We start from the raw sequence: 18,100 nt of genomic DNA on the forward strand, positions 1-18,100 counted from the left end.
CGTTACGATAGCTGCTCCAATGCGAGCAATTGCTCCTTGGTTTGCAGACCGCCTACATAACCCACCAGGGTACCGTCTTTACCACTGATACGGTGACAGGGAATAATAATCGGAATCGGATTCTTGCTAATGGCGTCCAGAACTGCACGAACAGCCTTGGGTCTGCCGATGATTTCCGCAACCTGTTGGTGTGATGAGGCCTCTCCATAAGATATATCGGACAGAACTCGCCATACTTGTAGCTGGAATGGTGTTCCAAGCCGATCAAGCTGCAAGTCGAACGTTTTTCTCTCCCCTGCAAAATACTCCGTTAACTGCTTTGCAGCTTCGCTGAGCTTCTCTTCATTCTTCTCATATCGATACTCGCCAATCCAGATGCGGGCCCATTGTTGCAGATGAGCTTCGCGTACGTGGAAGGCGCCAAAATCAATGTGACACAGTCCTTCATCCGTCGCGCATAACGTAAGAGTACCAATCGGTGTCAGTACCTCATCGTAGTATACGGGCTTGCCATGAAGACCCGTAACGGCTGAAGGTTTCCATGCTGCAGCTTCCGGTTTGGCAGGCTGTTCAGACTGCTCACTACCCGGTTCAATCCCAGCTTCCATTTTCAAATCCTGTTGTAACGCACGTAAGGCATTGTTCTCGTTGTTCTGTTCCTCTGGCTGCTTCTCACTCACTTGCCCAGCCCGTGGTTGTTTGGGTAAGGTCTCGGACGAACTCAGTCGCTCCTCGGCCTTCTGCAGCATGCTTAGTACGTTCCCATCTTGTTCGTTAGCGGCAGCTTCCCCAATTGCTCTCATGGCGTCTTCTCCTCCAATTCTGCTTAACGCCCAGGCTGCGGTTCCCCGCAACTCGGGGCGCGGATCACGTTTTAGTACTTCTGTAAGTTTGGGTACAGCACTTTTGTCTTTGAAATTGCCCAGGGCAATAACGGCGTTGCGTTGAATCGGCTTTTTGCCCCGCCAGGCGGCGGAACTCTGACCGAAACGTTCCTTGAATTCCCGGTTACCGATGTCCAGCAGCGGCAGTAGGAGTGGCTTCACAATCTCCGGATCGGGATGAAACTCGGGATGGTGATCCCAGTTCTTGCCCCGGTTCTTCGGACAGACAATCTGACACGTGTCACAACCGTACAGACGGTTGCCTATTTTCAGCATAAATTCTTCATCCACGAACCCTTTCGTCTGGGTTACAAAAGAAATACAGCGCTGTGCATTCAACTGCCCCGGCCCCACTAATGCTCCTGTAGGACAGGCATCGATACATTTTGTACATTCACCGCAGTCTTCGGTCACAGGTGTGTCTGGTTGAAAAGGAATATTTGTTACCAGTTCTCCGAGAAAAATCCATGAACCAAATTTGGGTGATATAATGGCACAGTTTTTGGCGCTAAAACCAATCCCCGCACGCTGAGACACCGCACGATCCACCAATGCTCCGGTGTCTACCATGCTTTCGATCATGGCTTCAGGTACGCGTTCCTTTATAAAATTGACCAACTTGTCCATCGCTGCACGCAGGACCTGATGATAATCCTGACCCCAAGCCGAACGGGCAAAAATGCCTCGATACGCACCAGGCTCCGATTTCGGCGGATTCACCATTTTGGATGGGTATGCCACGGCTATTGCAATAAGTGAAGCGGGCTCGCCGTCTTTTAAGGCGGGGTGCACCCTTTTTTCAATATCCGGCTCTTCAAATCCTGAAGCATAGCCCTTATCCCGCGACTGCTCCAACAGCGACTTTAGGGAAACAAAGGGATCAGCCGAAGCAAAACCGATATCATCAATGCCCAGTCCGGGGCCAGCTGCCTTGATCTCCTGTTTTAACTTTTCCCATACGGAGGCATCCTGTGCTGCCCCGGTCTGTACGCTCGTCATTTCTCTTCCCTCTCTTCTTCCAACACTTATTCCGTAAATAGTGAACGCCCGCCTCACGGTAAGAGGACAGGCGTTAATTTCTATATATGCCTTACATACTTGAATTCAAACGGAACGAGTCTATATGGTTTAACGCAAAATGCAGTCTGAAGTTGTTGTCCTGTAAGCATTTTACAATTTCTTCAATTCAGAAAACGGCCAGAAAATAAATTCAGCCTTGCCTACAATCTGATCGGATGTAATACTGCCAAACACTCGGCTATCCTTACTTTTGCCTTCATGACGATTATCCCCCATCACGAAGAAATGATCCGGCGCAAGTGTGATTGGGCCAAAATCAGGGTCCTGCACCTCAATATCGGTATACGTTTCCGCTTGTTGCTCGCCGTTCACATATAGATGGTGATCCCTAACTTCAATGGTATCTCCCGGAAGTCCAACGATCCGTTTCACCAGAAAATCCTTCTTCTCTACACCTTCACTTGGATCACGAAGTACGATCACATCTGATCGGGAAGGAGTACCCAGATGGTATACGATTTTGTTGACGAAAAGGCGATCTCGCTCAACCAGTGTCGGCTGCATGGACTGTCCCTTGACCATTGACAGATTAAACACAAACAGGTTCAGCAGCATCATAATTACAAAAGCAACAACAATTGTTTTGACCCAGTCCCACAGCTCGACAACCCAGGATTTCCCCGGTTGTTCAGGCTTTGACGGTTCATTATGTTGCTCGGAAGTCACATGTTCCATTGAATGATTATTGGAATTCAAAGGGACACCTCATTTATTAAATAGTTGAATTAAACTTGTAACATGGTGACCATACTCCTTTTCAGTTTACTTCATTTGAGGGAGTGAAACAATTGGTTATGAGCACCAATACCTTGGATATCTTGAATATAACCGGGATAGTCGCGTTAATTTAAATAGAATTCGGAGACACCGAAGTATGTTAGAAAATGAGGAAACCAGAGGAATATGACGTGAAGAACACTCATATAAATAGAAAGGCACATCCCTCACGTTCTTACACGTTAAAGAGATATGCCTAATATGAAATGAACATCTTTTTTTTATTTCTTTTTAAACATGCAAACTAAGCTTTGGACAAAATACTAAGAGTCTGGAAAGCGCTCATAATCTGATTGGCACCGTAACCCATTGCTTCATATAGAGGCATAGCTACTTTGTTGTGCTCATCACCCGCCACCCATACCTGGCTGACTTTACGCTGCTGGAACCGTTGTTCCATAGCCTCGACAAGTGTTTTGCCGACTCCACGGCGACGATAGTCTGGATGTACCGCAATACGGTAGATGCAACCTTGGTTGTGATCAATCGTACCAATCAAAGCGCCGACGAGGTCTCCCTCTTCTTCCGCAACCATGATCAGGTCAGAATCCCATGACAATTGACGGGCAAACGGGCCCATCGTGTTCTCATAACACTCTTCCGATAGTGCAACCTGGAGAAGCTCCGTCATCTGGCTTGCATCACTCAACTGAAAGGAACGAACGTGCATGTCTTAAATCTCCCTTTTCGTTAGCTTAGATGAGGTTTTTTACAAAAAGGGAATCCCTTTTTACCAAAAACCCAATGTTCATATAATGACAAAAAACGAGAAAATACCGCTTCTTCGTCAATTAAACCATACTTTTCTCCATAAAACACGCATTTTCTTTTGAAAGCGCTTAATTGTAACCGTTTACATACGAATATTAAACTTTTCATCCATTTAAATACCTGAAAACACATAAATAGTTGCATAAAGGGTAAAATATGTTTGTTATCTCTGGCCCATCATTAGATCAACACCTCGGGGGACTTAATAAACAAAAATGTTGCTTAATTAGCTCGAATGCGGTTTAATATTAGTGGCAAGGGTATTATTACATATGTACCTGTTTTCAAAAAAACTAAAAATCTCAGGAGGTATTTCATTATGACTTTTCAATTACCAGCACTTCCTTACGCTAACGACGCACTGGAACCACATATCGATGCAAAAACGATGGAAATCCACCACGATCGCCATCACAATACGTATGTAACCAACTTGAACGCAGCTCTGGAAAGCGCTCCTGAACTGCAAGAAAAAAGCTTGGAAGATCTGATTGCTAACCTTGACAGCGTACCAGAAGGCATCCGCACAGCGGTTCGCAACAATGGTGGTGGACATGCTAACCACAGCTTGTTCTGGGAAATCATCGGACCTAACGGCGGCGGCGCTCCTACAGGCGATATCGCAGCAGCTATCGATAGCGAACTGGGTGGCTTTGATAAATTCAAAGAAGATTTCGCTAAAGCAGCTACAACTCGTTTCGGTTCCGGCTGGGCTTGGCTCGTAGTTGGTAAAGATGGCAAGTTGTCCATCACTAGCACACCTAACCAAGACAGCCCTCTCTTCGAAGGTCTGACTCCGGTTCTGGGTCTGGATGTATGGGAGCACGCTTACTACCTGAACTACCAAAACAAACGTCCTGACTACATCGCCGCTTTCTGGAATGTAATCAACTGGGATGAAGTGAACAAACGTTACGCTTCTGCAAAATAAGACTGTTAGTATGAACAGTTAACATAAAAGAGAGCCTGATTCGGTCATCGTGACCGTGATCAGGCTCTCTTTTTTGCTATCGCTATAGTTATAGTTAAAGGGTGTTTTGTTTCTAACGAACCCAGGACACGTTATTTCCCCATATTTCATCGTATCGCGAACCTAACGAATCTCAGAGTAGCTATTTCCCCAAATACGGGCTTTAATGCGCACTTTTGGATTGATTTGGCTATGATAACGTCACTCAGGTTCGTTAGAATTTATAATTGTGGTATATCCACATTATAAGACCTCTGGAGTTCGTTAGCTCCCACATTTAATCATTCACTTGATCATACGCACCAGCAAAATAACTGCTGATCAGCTTCAGGAAGATATTCGGGAATGCCATCTTATCCATATCTTCCGGACCGATCCAGCGGTAGGTCAAGCCATCGCCTTTACCTGTCAGTGTCGGCGTGCTCAGCGCAAGGTCACTAACATCAGATGGTGCCAACATCTCTCCATCGTTAAGCGATGTTGAGATGTTCTGCGCATTAGGCGTGCCTGGCTCCGATGAATGCATTGTGTCTGACTCAGGTGACACAGCTGACACAGCTGATGATGAAGCTGTGCCCTCCCTTGTTGCCGCCTGTGCATCGTAGGCGGCTCTGGCTTCCGCTGCGATCAGCGGAAGCTCACTGCTCTGGTCCTGCTCGGTACACTTGTACACCTGCAGGCTCCAGACAATGTGGCTGAACACATGCTCCGCATGGGTAGCCAGCCCTTCCGGGCGGGCAGCGAAGCCTTCCGCCCACAGACTGCCGGCCAACAATGCCATGGCCGGCTCATCCGCCAGCGGCGCCGCCTTCTTGCTGGCTGCGGCGGGCGCCGCGAGCACATGCGGCAGCTCCCACATGCGGGCCAATAGGCCCGTGTCTGGGCGCTGGCGCACAAGCACTTGGCCGCGATGAGCACCGCGGCCCTCCACAATCGCGACCAGCCGCTGCTCAGGGCGCGGCGGCTTCGCCTTGGTCTTGACCGGCAGCGTAAGCTCTCTTCCGGCGATGCGGCCGGAACATTGCTCCATGACCGGGCAAGTCAGGCAGTGCGGCGCTTTGGGTGTACACACCAGCGCGCCAAGCTCCATCAGCGCCTGATTGAAATCACGCGCCCGCCCTTCCGGAATGAGCTCTCCTGCGAGCTCTTCCATCAACACCCGGGTGCTGCCCTTCATAATGTCCTCATCGATGAGGAAGTATCGGGACAGTACCCGCATGACATTGCCATCTACCGCAGGTTGCGGCTGATTGAAGGCAATGCTGAGAATGGCCCCGGCAGTATACGGGCCCACCCCTTTTAATGCAAAGACAGCCGGCTTGTCCTGCGGCATCTCGCCTCCGTGCAGCTCCATGACTTGTCTGGCGGCTGCCTGAAGATTACGTGCACGGGAGTAATAACCGAGTCCCTCCCAATTTTTCAAGACGTCTTCTTCAGGTGCCTCCGCCAACGCCTGCACGGTCGGGAAATTCCCGATAAAACGATTGAAATACGGAATTACCGTATCTACCCGAGTCTGCTGAAGCATAATCTCCGACACCCATGTGAAATACGGATTGTTGTGGCGACGCCACGGCAAATCCCGTCGGTTGATCATATACCAGTCCAGCAAATTCACGCTGAAATGTTGTTTCTGTTCCTGTAAACCCATATTTCCGTCCTCTCCTATTGCCAAGCTAACTACTTTTCCATCTGCTCCACGATCGCAAAGGCCGCTGCCAATTCCGTCTGATGTGTAATACTCAAATGAATGTCATATTGCTTATCATATGGCAACTGCAGACGTTCCCAGGCTTGACTGGACAGCGAGGCCACTGGACGTCCTGTCCCATCAGGTAGCACCTCAATGTCAGTGAAGCCCATGACACCACCAATACCGCAGCCAAATGCCTTAGACACCGCTTCTTTCGCTGCAAATCGACCGGATACAAACTCCGTCATCCGCTTCCCTCGACGAACTGCGATCTCCCGCTCTGCTGGCGTTAAAATTCGTTTTATGAAAGCTTCCGCATGGCGACCGGACAGTAGCTTCCGCATACGTCCAATCTCCAGCACATCATTACCTATGCCATATATCATCAACGCTTCACCCGCTTAATCTTTTATACTGTAAGAGGTTATTCAAAAAGTTCCATCTTCTTGGTACTGAAAACCGCTCTTTTTGAACCTTCATTGTAAAAGATCTCCATTCAATCACATGATCCGTAACTCTCCGAACACGTATTCTATTGTAGCAGGAGGGACGATCAGAAGCGAGTACCTATCCGCATTACCATATATGCTAAAATATGAATCAGGAATCGTCTGAAATTCTTAGGAGGTCTGAATAATGCCCATAACTTTTGAATTGCCCACTGACGTAGATGCGATCATTCGCGGAGACTTTTTCCCTGCACAACAACCTGCTCAAGGTGTCATCATTCTGGCTCACGGATACAAAGGCTTCAAAGACTGGGGCATGTTCCCCTATGCAGCTGCACAGCTAAGCCAGACGCATCATGTGCTTACCTTTAATTTCTCTCACAACGGTATCGGCGAATATCTGGAGCAATTCTCTGAACTTGAAAAGTTCGCAGTGAATACCTACAGCCGGGAGCTTGCCGATCTGGCCCTGGTATTGGAACATGTGGCTACACAACCTGAACTCAGTGGACTTCCTGTATACCTGGTTGGCCATAGCCGCGGTGCGGGCATAAGTCTCGTCTATGCACTGGATCATCCCGAGCAGGTGGCAGGTGTCATCTCCTGGAATGGCGTAACCAATCTGGATCTCTTCACAGCGGAGCAAAAAGAAGAAATGCGTACACATGGCCGCAGCCATGTCGTTAACGGACGAACAGGCCAGCAGATGCCACTGGACGTGGCTATTCTGGAAGACCTGGACAAGCATAGCAAACGTTACGCTATCCTTGACCGCTTGGCTTCTTCAACTTTGCGAGTCGCACTCATTCAGGGAACAGAAGATCCCCAGCGTCTGCGGGACGGTTCAGCCGCACTGGTTCAAGCACGCCCTGATATCCCATGGCACCAGATACCTGAAGGGAACCACACCTTTAATACGGTACATCCATTTAAAGAAACCACTCCACAACTGGAACAAGCCATCACCCAAACCCTGCAACAGATCAAAGACTGGAATAGCTAACTCATCTTTAATATAGTAGTCACCTGGATTTTTGCGGTTTCTCGTTCCACATAACAAAAAGAGTCACTGCTCACGCAGTGACTCTTTTTGCATTCCCTATATAACGAGCATGCTCACCCACCCGTATTAGATACCAGGAATGGCATTGCGTTTGTGATGTGTACGCGTATAGAACGCTTCGAGGCGCTCTTGTGCAGCCGGATCGATCTGTTTGCCTTCGAGATAGTCGCTGTTCGCTTCATACGAAATTCCCAGCTCATCTTCGTCCGTCTGACCTTCCCATAGCCCTGCCGATGGTGCTTTGTCCAAAACAGCCTGTGGAACGTTCAGATATGCTGCCAACTGGCGTACCTGACGTTTGTTCAGGGTGCTCAGTGGCGTGATATCCACAGCACCGTCGCCCCATTTGGTATAGAAGCCTGTAATGGCTTCAGAAGCGTGATCCGTACCTACAACGAGCAGGTTCTCTTCAAACGAAAGCGCATATTGCATAACCATACGAGTTCTCGCCTTTACATTACCTTTGCCTTGGTGAGTCATATGACGTGGGCTACCCAAGGATTTGAAACCTTGCTCCACTTCCAGCGCAATCTCGTTAACTGCATCTTCGATATTGGTTTCCACGACATGCTTCAGATCGTATGCTTTGGCTACAGCGTAGCTGTGGTCGATATCGGATTGTTCACCATAAGGTTGGAACACACCAAGCGTTTTGTACTCTTGGTTGTTCTCTTGCGTGAGCTCGTCCGTCGCTCTTTTGCAAAGCGCCGTAGCCACTGCACTGTCAATACCGCCGCTGATCGCAATCAGCAAACCCTTGGCACCCGCATTTTTCACATACGTCTTCAGAAAATCAACACGCTTGCGTACTTCCTCTTCTTCATTAATGCTTGGTTTAACCTTCAATTCAGCGATGATCTGTTGTTGCAAACTCATCGTTCACACACCCCGTTTCTAAATGAATGAAATTTGATGTCCAGCTTGAAAGGTCCGAATGGATCAATAACCTTATCTATCCAAAATGAAACGCCCCGGCATCGGTGATCCGAAGGGCGGGGCGTTCTATTGGAGCGAATTAACGGCAGTAACGGTCAAATGCACTTTTGAGATCAGCCGCAATATCCTCTGCAGAACGGTCTTCCACTTGATGACGCTCGATAAAGTGAACGAGTTCTCCGTCTTTCATCAGAGCGATGGACGGTGAAGATGGAGGATACGGTGCAAAGAATTCACGTGCTTTTGCAGTTGCTTCTTTGTCCTGACCAGCAAATACAGTGTACAGATGATCCGGTGTAATATCGTGCTGCAGTGCTTGGGACACACCTGGGCGACATTGACCTGCGGCACATCCGCATACAGAGTTAATGACAACCAGCGCTGTTCCTTTTGCATCCGGAAGACTTGCTTCCACTTCTTCAGGAGTACGCAACTCCTGGATTCCTAGACGAGTTAAATCATCCCGCATCGGTTGAACCATATCTTTCATGTATTGATCAAATGACATCGACATTCGGTTTCACTCCTTATAAATGGTTGTTCTATGATCTCGATAGAATTAAAGGCCAATTACTCTCCAAAACAACGTTACATTCATATCGAACATTATGGATGTAATGATGTGCTATTCCTATTATACATCCATAAGCAATGAAAGCAAGATTCAGAAACCGCCTGCGGAAAGGCTTCTTCCATAATATTATGTCTCAATGTCTGGCAAAATATGCTGAATGACTAACGTTCAAATGCCACTTTGAAGGTTGTGCCCTGGCCTTCCTCTGATTCCACAGTAATGGTTCCATTATGTCGTTCCACAATACTCAGGCACATGGACAATCCAAGTCCGGTTCCCTTGGCTTTTGTCGTATAGAAAGGTTCAAACAGCTTTTCCTTCTTCACTCTGGGTAGACCAGGTCCTGTGTCACGTACACACAGTTCCACCTTATCATCCACTATCCGCGTCTCCAGCGTAAGCACACCCTTCTCATTCATGGCTTCCATCCCGTTACGGGCCAGGTTCAACACCACCTGTTTGATTTCCTTAGAATTGAGATGCAGCTTTGGCACATTATGGGCCAACATGAGTTCTATACTCTGACCACGCAGGTTCGCATCCGCCCATAACAACGGACTGAGTTCATGGATGATATCGTGCAGCTGGGATTCTTCTTTCTCGGCAATACGATTCTGAGCCAAAGACAAGAAATCATTAATGATACTGTTGGCCCGGTCCAGCTCTTCCAGAACGATCCGGTAATAGTGATCGAGGGAATCAGGACTCTTTTCCTGCATGAGTTGAAGAAACCCCCGCACAACCGCCATTGGATTACGCACCTCATGCGTAATGCTTGCAGCCATCTGCCCCACCAGACTGAGACGGTCCACATTATCCAGTTCATTTCGCAACATCTCAAGCTCCGTGATATCCTGGATGATCAGCATGGCTCCTGTAACTTCTCTCGCAGACTCTGTTGAAAAGGCATAAATCGGTACGGTTCGGGACTGAAATACATGTGCACCGTAACGAACGGTCAACCCACTAATCTCACCATGAACGACGGCTCTGCGAATGCTTTTATCCATCTTATCCGCCTGACCTTGTTCAACAAATTGACTGGCAGGCTGTCCAATGAGATCAGGTGTGGAGGTACAAGGTAACTGCTCCCTTGCGGTTTGCTCCATCATCTCATTGACAAACATGACTGTGCCTTGTTTATCTACGGTGGCAATGGAGAGAGGCACTGCATTTAGAATCTGATGAAGTTTCTCCGTTTCAGCTATGTATCGGTGGTGGACTTCCGAGAGATGCTGCTCCAGCCCACGATAGTGCTTCATCCGTTCCAGCCATAGCAGACTCAGACTACCCGCAACAATGGCTCCAGCGGTATATCCAAGTGCTGTAAGTATCATGTAGGTCGCAGAGTAAGTGGATTCATTCTGGAGGGATGCGATCCATAACAGACTCGTTACAACCAGTTCCATTGTAATCAGGATGATGAGGATCGCCATTTTGCGTGAAGGTGTATTATGCTTGAATCGTTTGGCAGACAACCATACAATAGGATAGAGAAGAATGCCCGTATGAAGGAGAAATCCGTACAGATCATAGGGATGCGCAAAAAGAAAATAGAAGAGAATATGTAGAATGGACAGCGTTACGCCTATAGCGGACTTACAATACAAAATAACAAGTATCACAGGTACGATGCTTAATGATATGGGTACGGCCACCGGGCTTGCATAGAGCGCAAACAGCAGACACAATAACATGCTCGCGACACTTGTCACAGCAAAACTGGTATGAACGATTCCGGCATGTTCCATTCTGGCAATAACCCGCTTGGAGAGTACCAGACGGAATAAGGGAATCAGAAATACCGCCGACCCTGCCAGCAGTACTTGTAAAAGCATGTCCTTTAACGCAACCACAATGCCATCTCCTCCTCTGCCTGCACATTCCCTCATGTATTTCTGATTAAAACATAGGCGACAGTATATTACAATATATCCCTTAAGACTGCACAATAGAACTGCTCATAACTCCATTATATTTCAGAAAAAGCCAGGAGTAGACACATTTTTCGTAAAACAGACAAAATCAATGAAAAAAGAGGGTAATAACATATGTATGATGTCATTGTAATTGGTGGTGGATCTGCGGGCCTGATGGCTTGCGTTGCTGCTGCCGAGCACGGAGCCTCCGTGCTTCTGCTGGATAAAGGAGATCAACTGGGTCGTAAACTCGGTATCTCTGGCGGAGGTCGATGCAATGTAACCAATGCCAAGGAAACGGATGAACTCATCCGACATATTCCGGGTAATGGACGCTTTTTATATAGTTCGTTTCAAAATCTGGACAACCAGGGAATCATGCGTTTCTTCGAGAATCTCGGAATTGCCCTGAAAGAAGAAGACAACGGCAGAATGTTCCCTGTAACCGATAAAGCGAAAACAGTTGTGGATGCGCTGGTTGGCAAGATTGTCTCCCTCGGCGTTGAGATTCGCACCAAAGAACCGGTCAAGGAAATTATTCAGAATGGTCAGCAGATACAAGGTGTTAAATTGATATCCGGTAAAACCATTCTTGGGCGCTCTGTCATCATCGCTACCGGCGGCAAGTCCGTACCCCAAACGGGATCTACCGGAGATGGTTATCCTTGGGCTGAGGCTGCGGGTCACACGATAACGGAGTTATATCCGACCGAAGTGCCCATTGTGTCTGGAGAGAGTTGGATTCAGTCCAAAGAACTGCAAGGTTTGTCTTTAAGGGATATCGCTCTATCCGTAGTAGATGCCAAAGGAAAAACAGTCATCTCTCATCGCGGGGATATGATCTTCACGCATTTTGGCGTGTCAGGACCGGTTGCACTGCGCTGCAGCCAATTTATCCGCAAGGTTCAGATGAAGTCTGGAAACCCACAGGTCATTATGAGTATTGATCTGTTCCCGGAGCTGTCCCCAGGTGCCTTGGAAGCACAGGTGCAACAGGTATTGGAACAAGAGTCCCGCAAGGCTGTCAAAAACATTTTAAAAACATGGGTTCCTGAACGTATGATTCCCTTAATGATGAAACGGGCAGAGATCAGCGATGACCTCACGTTCCACCATTTTCCCAAAGGTATGTTAAGCAACTTGTGTGGGCTAATGAAAGCTTTTAGCTTCCGTGCAGACGGAACGAGATCACTTAAAGAAGCCTTTGTTACTGGGGGAGGAATCCACTTAAAGGAGATATACCCAAAAACAATGGAATCCAAGCTGCTGCCTGGACTATTCTTTTGCGGTGAAGTTTTGGATATTCACGGCTACACCGGAGGGTATAATATCACCGCTGCATTCTCCACAGGATACACGGCTGGTATGCATGCGGCTGAATATAAACACGTTACATCATAATAGAGGTTGTTCAAAAAGTCCGCTTTTGATTACGAATCATGCCTAATGGCATCATCAGCATCGAATATGAAATTCAGCCGAAATGTCCGTTGCTCACGTAGTTTTCCTACGCTCCGCTACTCCATTTCTATCTTCATTCCATCTTCTCGGTACTGAAAACCGAACTTTTGAACTCTCACTACTAGGTATTACACCTTTTAACCCGATAATGAATTAGCTCAGATGCCAAAAACCCCGATATCCACATCTGTGGACGATCGGGGTTTTTGGGTATTGTTCCATTTTAGAAAAATTGGCTCGAACTGCTTAGAATGTGATACTTCTATGCTTTCACACTGCCTGAAAATCCATCAGCCGAATCATCGTATGTCGGGTCATCGCTATAGTTATGTCTGCCTTGCTCAGCCTGGCTTCCCTGGTTTACGTTTGCATAACCCTCATTCCAATCTTCGTTCACGAGATGAGCCGGAATCGATATATTCTGAAACTGATCCAGTTCTTCCGTCTGTGAGGCAAATACGGCACTTCCTCCATGAGATTGTACAATCTCTACGGCAGACTGAGGATCTTGGCGATCTGTAGGGATGTACAATTCCAGCGGGCCGGACTGATACGGCTTATATCCCAATTCCTCCAAGGTTGCCCTGGCGGCATTCAACGCTGAATCGTCTGAAAAATGCACCTGTAGTTCGCTATTATCCATCATCGTCTCTTCCTCCTTGCTACAGCTAATCTCTCATCATCCATAGATGAGATTCTTCTTCTATAGCATGGGCAGAACTAGCGCACGATATGCTCCGAATTAGAAAGGAATTCCTTTAGGGCGTGTCTGAAAACTCCGAAGGAATCAGATTTTGCCGAATTTTCGTTCCAAGCAAGGAAGTTTTCCGCAGGCGTGCCGGGGCACGTCAAGGGAAAGTGACACAGCATGGGGCGAAAAGGCGGTAAAAGATGAACTTCAGCGAGTTTTTGAGACACGTCCTAGGCCCGGGTCAGCCGAACCCATCCGGCAATTGATAACACACATAGTCCGAAGGCCACCGCACCTGCAGCTGTCAGAATACCGACGATCCAGCCGAGCCAAGCGAATCCCAGCGTGAATCCCATAAGAATACCAATCGGGACAAACAACATCCGAACCATCATTGAACCTGCAAGATGCAGCGCCTCCGAGTCATACGTTATGAGCTGAACATAGTCGGACGTGGCAAAAACATCCCAGGAACGATAAAACATCACCGTCAGCATGATGATTAATAACGCACACACAATGATATTGACCGGAAAAGGTGGCAATGCAACTGCTGCGATGGATAGTCCGCCAAGCTGCAGATACAATTTCATCGTGGCCGAGTTCCTGAAAAATGCCTTGAATGCAATCTCCGCTGTCCGATTCGCGATGGAACGATTACGTAACAGTTTACGCGGTTTACGGAAGATGATGGACCGTGTTCGTGGGGCTTTCGGCTTGCTCACCGCCCGGCTTAACATTAGAGCTGTAAGCTGCAGCCTGCTCCGCAGATCCTCCCGCACATCCCCTTCAAATGTTCCCTTCATCAACAGCCTCATCTGTCCAACTGTAATCAGAAAAAGCATGATAATTACGATTCCAAAACTGATTTTCCACGTCTGTCCATGCATCCATGATGTCGTATTAATGGTCATATATCCTATGCCTATGACGAGAGGGATCATCTGAATCCAGCGTCGCCATCCTGTATGTCGAACCTTTGTGATATGTAGTGTTATGGCTTGGAATGAAGCTACTGCACCAAACCAGACAGCCATAAGTGCAATCTGGAGATTCGACATCTCATATACACGGGACCACAGGGGAGCGGTCAGCGCTGTAATCAGGATCATTTTGCCCAGATGTTGCAGACAGGACCGGTAGAGCCCTTGCCTCATTAACGTGCGCATCCACAACGGTCTTGATTTCAAAAACAATACATCCGCTTCCTCCACAAATATCAACACACCCCCAGTAAGCATAACCACGTCGATCAGCCCAGTCAGTACGGGGAGCGGTAATCCTGTCGCCCATGCAGGCAGCGGTTTGGTCCACAGACTCGTGTACCATCCAATCAGATAGAGCAGACCCGGAACAAGCAGGTATACCCACACTGTCCAATCCACGACGAGTCTGAGATTTTTCATCTGTTCCTTGAAATGCTCTTTGCGTCTTCGTCTGTATAAACGAAGTGGGGTATAACGCTGGGAAGTTTCCATTCTCTCTCACCCTCTCTCTATCTAAGACGTCAGTACATCAAAACAGTCAAACAAAGAGGCTTCCGGCAATCCTGCCACTTCACGGATCTCATCCAATGTTCCCTCGGCAGCAGATCTGCCCGAAGCAATCAGAATAAACCGATCACAGATTCGTTCAGCGGTATCCAGCACATGCGTAGACATGAGCACACCCGCACCACGGCGACGTTCATCATCCAGTAATTTTAGAAAATCCTTGGTTGCACGAGGGTCCAGTCCGATGAACGGCTCGTCCACAATATAGATATCCGGTGAAGACAGGAATCCGATCATCAGCATCATTTTCTGCCGCATGCCCTTTGAGAAACTGGCTGGAAGATCATTCCGAACATGGTCCATACCGAAACGAATCAACAGTTCCTCCGCTCTGGCAATAAAAGCTTCTTCCTCCATTTCATACGCCGCTGCGGCCAGATCAAGATGTTCCCATAGGGTCATATATTCATAAAAAACCGGTTGCTCCGGGATATAGGCATAACGACCATCTCCCCCAATCGTCACTTCATAGTTCGCATGTTCCAGCAGACCAAGAAGCGTTTTGATTGTGGTACTTTTGCCCGCACCATTGGGTCCGATAATACCTACCAGCTCTCCTCGCGCCACATTCATTCGAATATTGCGAATGGTCGATTGTCCCGGCCCGTATCCTGCCTCTGTAATATGTACGTCCAATATGGACTCCTGTATGGCTGTACCTTCATGCTCTATCTTCATATTGAACACTCCTGTTCTGATTCGGGCTTGAACTAAAGACTATTTACACTTGCCACTCCGATGACAGAACAACCTTCCGATCACTGTTATCCCCCGATTTTTTGAATCAATATCACAAATGTTAAAATCGGGGGATAAAGGCGAACGCTTCGCTTCTTCAGGTTCTTTCTGTCCTCTACGTTATCGTGTAAATATATATTTCGGGCTGCGTGTTTGATTATTTGAACGTTGTTCTTTTCTTAAAAAAATAAAGCAATAAATCATAGTAATGAATGACTTATTGCTTACTATTATATTTCATTTTCAGTAACACAGTATGTACGAATAATTGAGACTAATTGTTCAAATGTGAACTTGTGGTTCACCATATCAACAGTAAAGTCCTCAGCAAACGTTTGATCCATTTTAAGATACACATTGTTATAACGCAGAAAGATTACCAATGCGGTAAAAGCCGTTCTTTTATTAGCATTATGGAAAGGTTGGTTTTGGCCCAAAGATTGAAAGATTGCAGCAGATTCAAGCAGACCAGAATCTTTAATTCCAATCTGCAGCTACGTTGATCGCAATAACCTCTTGAATACTCAAATACCGGGTCATACTCACCTATCCTTGAGACCCTTCAATGTTTGATCATATTCACCTATCACATCAGCCAATGTATCCATAAAATCACTACTGATTCCGTTAGGCAAATTAACTTTTGTAGCCTTTTTAATAATAATCTCCCCATTAGACTGATTTACCTCGATTTGAACCATATCGCCTTGCTCAAGACCAATTTGTTTGAAGGCATCTGTCATTGTTAATCCAAGACTATTACCGAATTTCGTTACTTTTCGTTCCATCTTACTCACCCTATTCATTCATTACTACCTCTAGTTATACTTAATTGGTATAACAATTATAGTGAAACTTTTATCAATTTGCATATTATTTTGAATTTTGAAATGCAAAAAAAAGAAGCAGGGGTTCCGGAGCCCCTGCTTCTTCATATTACAGTGAAAATCTCATATTACCGATTTGTCTCCACCATAGATGTAGTTGCACTCTCTGCATCCGCATCCACGTTCAGATCCAGTGCTCCGCGGCTTTCGCTCGCATAGCTACTGTTCGTGTTACGCTCGCTGTCTTTCACGCTGTTAGTGCGTTCGGATTGAGTCCATGTTGCACTCTCTCCTTCTGCTTTTGCGTTCAGACCCAGATCCAGTGCGCCGCGGCTTTCGCTCGCGTAGCTGCTGCTGTCGGTACGCTCACGGTCTTTCACGCTGTTGTTGCGTTCGGATTGAGCCATTGTTGCACTCTCTCCTTCAGCTTTTGCGTTCAGGCCCAGATCCAAGGCTCCGCGGCTTTCGCTCGCAGTGCTACTGTTGTCGTTACGCTCACGGTCATTCACGCTATTGTTGCGTTCGGATTGAGTCCACGTCGCACTCTCTCCTTCTGCATCCACGTTCAGACCCAGATCAAGCGCTCCGCGGCTTTCGCTCGCATAGCTGCTGTTGTCGTTACGCTCGCTGTCTTTCACATTGCTGTTTCGTTCGGATTGAGCCATCGTTGCACTCTCTCCTTCGGCATTCACGTTCAGACCCAGGTCCAGTGCGCCACGACTTTCACTCGCATAGCTACTGTTCGTGTTACGCTCGCTGTCTTTCACGTTGCTGTTGCGTTCGGATTGAGCCATCGTTGCACTCTCTCCTTCGGCATTCACGTTCAGACCCAGGTCCAGTGCGCCACGACTTTCACTCGCATAGCTACTGTTCGTGTTACGCTCGCCGTCTTTCACGCTGTTAGTGCGTTCAGATTGAGCCATCGTTGCACTCTCTCCTTCGGCATTCACGTTCAGACCCAGGTCCAGTGCGCCACGACTTTCACTCGCATAGCTACTGTTCGTGTTACGCTCGCCGTCTTTCACGCTGTTAGTGCGTTCAGATTGAGCCATCGTTGCACTCTCTCCTTCTGCATTTACGTTCAGACCCAGGTCAAGCGCTCCGCGGCTTTCGCTCGCAGTGCTGCTGTTTACGTTACGCTCACGGTCATTCACGCTATTGTTGCGTTCAGATTGAGTCCATGTCGCACTCTCACCTTCGGCATTCACGTTCAGACCGAGACCCAGCGCTCCGCGGCTTTCACTCGCATAGCTGCTGTTTACGTTCCGATCCTCGCCACCTCGTGAATAGTCGCTCATCGTTGTACCTTCTCCCGACACATTGGCATTCAGGCCAAGGCCCAGCTTGCCAGAACTGCTACGCTCAACTGTGTGGTCGGAAGAACGATCATTGTAACGGTTCATACTCTCGGAAGATAAGCCGGCGTTAAGGCCAAGATCCAGATTCAATGCTCCAGTTGCACTGGATGAACCTCCGTAGCTACCATGGTTACCGTAACCTGTGTCACGGTGTCCTGACAGAAGAGATCCAAGTTCCAGGCGCAAACCTGCATTTAGATCCAGATTACCACTGCTGTTATTGCTATAGCTATCGGCATAAGTTGCCTGCGAAGCTCCCAGCAATCCAGCTACCAACGTACCCGACAATACCGACAATTTTACCCAACGATTCACTTTTTTCATGATTATATACACTCCTTCTCAATTTTGGTTGA

The 18,100-nt window shown here is 47.6% G+C and carries 16 protein-coding genes and 1 pseudogene; 3 read left to right on the plus strand and 14 right to left on the minus strand.

What is annotated here, in order from left to right; genetic code table 11:
* Positions 1 to 2: 2 nt before the first annotated feature.
* From queG to PAEAM_RS04405, 3 genes are all read right to left on the minus strand, one after another.
* Complete coding sequence (queG, locus tag PAEAM_RS04395) at positions 3 to 1,883, minus strand: tRNA epoxyqueuosine(34) reductase QueG (protein ID WP_100526789.1); 1,881 nt, start codon at positions 1,881 to 1,883, stop codon at positions 3 to 5.
* Positions 1,884 to 2,054: 171 nt separating this feature from the next.
* On the minus strand, positions 2,055 to 2,639 hold the full coding sequence (gene lepB / locus PAEAM_RS04400) for a signal peptidase I (protein ID WP_100526822.1): 585 nt from the start codon (positions 2,637 to 2,639) through the stop codon (positions 2,055 to 2,057).
* 346 nt (positions 2,640 to 2,985) lie between these two features.
* A complete protein-coding gene (locus PAEAM_RS04405; protein ID WP_017690782.1) occupies positions 2,986 to 3,411 on the minus strand; it encodes a GNAT family N-acetyltransferase in 426 nt (141 codons plus the stop codon).
* 420 nt (positions 3,412 to 3,831) lie between these two features.
* On the opposite strand from PAEAM_RS04405, the gene PAEAM_RS04410 reads away from it, so the two are divergent.
* A complete protein-coding gene (locus PAEAM_RS04410) occupies positions 3,832 to 4,443 on the plus strand; it encodes a superoxide dismutase (RefSeq protein WP_036614138.1) in 612 nt (203 codons plus the stop codon).
* Positions 4,444 to 4,759: 316 nt separating this feature from the next.
* On the opposite strand, the gene mutY is transcribed toward PAEAM_RS04410, so the two are convergent.
* Entirely contained in the window at positions 4,760 to 6,133 is a 1,374-nt protein-coding gene (gene mutY, locus PAEAM_RS04415) for an A/G-specific adenine glycosylase (RefSeq protein WP_100526790.1), read from the minus strand.
* A gap of 29 nt (positions 6,134 to 6,162) precedes the next feature.
* Positions 6,163 to 6,561, minus strand: coding sequence for a holo-ACP synthase (gene acpS / locus PAEAM_RS04420; protein ID WP_036614140.1), 399 nt, complete (start codon positions 6,559 to 6,561; stop codon positions 6,163 to 6,165).
* A gap of 250 nt (positions 6,562 to 6,811) precedes the next feature.
* Between acpS and PAEAM_RS04425 the strand changes: the two genes are divergently transcribed.
* A complete protein-coding gene (locus PAEAM_RS04425; protein ID WP_100526791.1) occupies positions 6,812 to 7,627 on the plus strand; it encodes an alpha/beta hydrolase family protein in 816 nt (271 codons plus the stop codon).
* A 126-nt stretch (positions 7,628 to 7,753) separates the two neighbouring features.
* Here PAEAM_RS04425 and nadE read toward each other — a convergent pair whose 3' ends face one another.
* The 3 genes from nadE to PAEAM_RS04440 form a co-directional block, all read right to left on the minus strand.
* Positions 7,754 to 8,563: an ammonia-dependent NAD(+) synthetase gene (nadE, locus tag PAEAM_RS04430; protein WP_036614145.1), complete on the minus strand. Its 810-nt coding sequence runs from the start codon at positions 8,561 to 8,563 to the stop codon at positions 7,754 to 7,756.
* Between the two features lie 139 nt (positions 8,564 to 8,702).
* Positions 8,703 to 9,137 (minus strand): BrxA/BrxB family bacilliredoxin, encoded by a 435-nt coding sequence (locus tag PAEAM_RS04435; protein ID WP_017690788.1) that lies wholly within the window; start codon positions 9,135 to 9,137, stop codon positions 8,703 to 8,705.
* Positions 9,138 to 9,358: 221 nt separating this feature from the next.
* On the minus strand, positions 9,359 to 11,053 hold the full coding sequence (locus PAEAM_RS04440) for a two-component system sensor histidine kinase NtrB (protein ID WP_165789830.1): 1,695 nt from the start codon (positions 11,051 to 11,053) through the stop codon (positions 9,359 to 9,361).
* Positions 11,054 to 11,248: 195 nt separating this feature from the next.
* On the opposite strand from PAEAM_RS04440, the gene PAEAM_RS04445 reads away from it, so the two are divergent.
* Positions 11,249 to 12,517: a BaiN/RdsA family NAD(P)/FAD-dependent oxidoreductase gene (locus tag PAEAM_RS04445; protein ID WP_100526793.1), complete on the plus strand. Its 1,269-nt coding sequence runs from the start codon at positions 11,249 to 11,251 to the stop codon at positions 12,515 to 12,517.
* 322 nt (positions 12,518 to 12,839) lie between these two features.
* Here the strand turns inward: PAEAM_RS04445 and PAEAM_RS04450 are convergent, their stop codons facing one another.
* The 6 genes and pseudogenes from PAEAM_RS04450 to PAEAM_RS04475 form a co-directional block, all read right to left on the minus strand.
* Positions 12,840 to 13,223 (minus strand): hypothetical protein, encoded by a 384-nt coding sequence (locus PAEAM_RS04450; RefSeq protein ID WP_100526794.1) that lies wholly within the window; start codon positions 13,221 to 13,223, stop codon positions 12,840 to 12,842.
* Between the two features lie 275 nt (positions 13,224 to 13,498).
* The gene (locus PAEAM_RS04455; protein WP_100526795.1) at positions 13,499 to 14,746 is read right to left on the minus strand and encodes an ABC transporter permease; all 1,248 of its coding nucleotides are present in this window, start codon (positions 14,744 to 14,746) and stop codon (positions 13,499 to 13,501) included.
* A gap of 21 nt (positions 14,747 to 14,767) precedes the next feature.
* Positions 14,768 to 15,499 (minus strand): ABC transporter ATP-binding protein, encoded by a 732-nt coding sequence (locus PAEAM_RS04460; RefSeq protein WP_100526796.1) that lies wholly within the window; start codon positions 15,497 to 15,499, stop codon positions 14,768 to 14,770.
* Positions 15,500 to 15,789: 290 nt separating this feature from the next.
* A pseudogene (locus PAEAM_RS04465) lies at positions 15,790 to 16,105 on the minus strand (type II toxin-antitoxin system death-on-curing family toxin).
* Positions 16,102 to 16,347: an AbrB/MazE/SpoVT family DNA-binding domain-containing protein gene (locus PAEAM_RS04470; RefSeq protein WP_415841529.1), complete on the minus strand. Its 246-nt coding sequence runs from the start codon at positions 16,345 to 16,347 to the stop codon at positions 16,102 to 16,104. The pseudogene PAEAM_RS04465 and the gene PAEAM_RS04470 overlap by 4 nt, the downstream one beginning before the upstream one ends.
* Positions 16,348 to 16,514: 167 nt before the next feature.
* The gene (locus PAEAM_RS04475; protein ID WP_100526798.1) at positions 16,515 to 18,068 is read right to left on the minus strand and encodes a hypothetical protein; all 1,554 of its coding nucleotides are present in this window, start codon (positions 18,066 to 18,068) and stop codon (positions 16,515 to 16,517) included.
* Between the last annotated feature and the right edge of the window lie 32 nt (positions 18,069 to 18,100).

It is taken from the genome of Paenibacillus sp. GM1FR (assembly GCF_002803315.1).
In the GTDB taxonomy this organism is placed as follows: domain Bacteria; phylum Bacillota; class Bacilli; order Paenibacillales; family Paenibacillaceae; genus Paenibacillus; species Paenibacillus amylolyticus.

Coding starts and splice junctions, on each gene's coding strand:
- queG (WP_100526789.1), bottom strand. CDS start 1,883: ATGACGAGCGTACAGACCGGGGCAGCACAGGATGCCTCCGTATGGGAA.
- lepB (WP_100526822.1), bottom strand. CDS start 2,639: ATGGAACATGTGACTTCCGAGCAACATAATGAACCGTCAAAGCCTGAA.
- PAEAM_RS04405 (WP_017690782.1), bottom strand. CDS start 3,411: ATGCACGTTCGTTCCTTTCAGTTGAGTGATGCAAGCCAGATGACGGAG.
- PAEAM_RS04410 (WP_036614138.1), top strand. CDS start 3,832: ATGACTTTTCAATTACCAGCACTTCCTTACGCTAACGACGCACTGGAA.
- mutY (WP_100526790.1), bottom strand. CDS start 6,133: ATGGGTTTACAGGAACAGAAACAACATTTCAGCGTGAATTTGCTGGAC.
- acpS (WP_036614140.1), bottom strand. CDS start 6,561: ATGATATATGGCATAGGTAATGATGTGCTGGAGATTGGACGTATGCGG.
- PAEAM_RS04425 (WP_100526791.1), top strand. CDS start 6,812: ATGCCCATAACTTTTGAATTGCCCACTGACGTAGATGCGATCATTCGC.
- nadE (WP_036614145.1), bottom strand. CDS start 8,563: ATGAGTTTGCAACAACAGATCATCGCTGAATTGAAGGTTAAACCAAGC.
- PAEAM_RS04435 (WP_017690788.1), bottom strand. CDS start 9,137: ATGTCGATGTCATTTGATCAATACATGAAAGATATGGTTCAACCGATG.
- PAEAM_RS04445 (WP_100526793.1), top strand. CDS start 11,249: ATGTATGATGTCATTGTAATTGGTGGTGGATCTGCGGGCCTGATGGCT.
- PAEAM_RS04450 (WP_100526794.1), bottom strand. CDS start 13,223: ATGATGGATAATAGCGAACTACAGGTGCATTTTTCAGACGATTCAGCG.
- PAEAM_RS04455 (WP_100526795.1), bottom strand. CDS start 14,746: ATGGAAACTTCCCAGCGTTATACCCCACTTCGTTTATACAGACGAAGA.
- PAEAM_RS04460 (WP_100526796.1), bottom strand. CDS start 15,499: ATGAAGATAGAGCATGAAGGTACAGCCATACAGGAGTCCATATTGGAC.
- PAEAM_RS04470 (WP_415841529.1), bottom strand. CDS start 16,347: ATGGAACGAAAAGTAACGAAATTCGGTAATAGTCTTGGATTAACAATG.
- PAEAM_RS04475 (WP_100526798.1), bottom strand. CDS start 18,068: ATGAAAAAAGTGAATCGTTGGGTAAAATTGTCGGTATTGTCGGGTACG.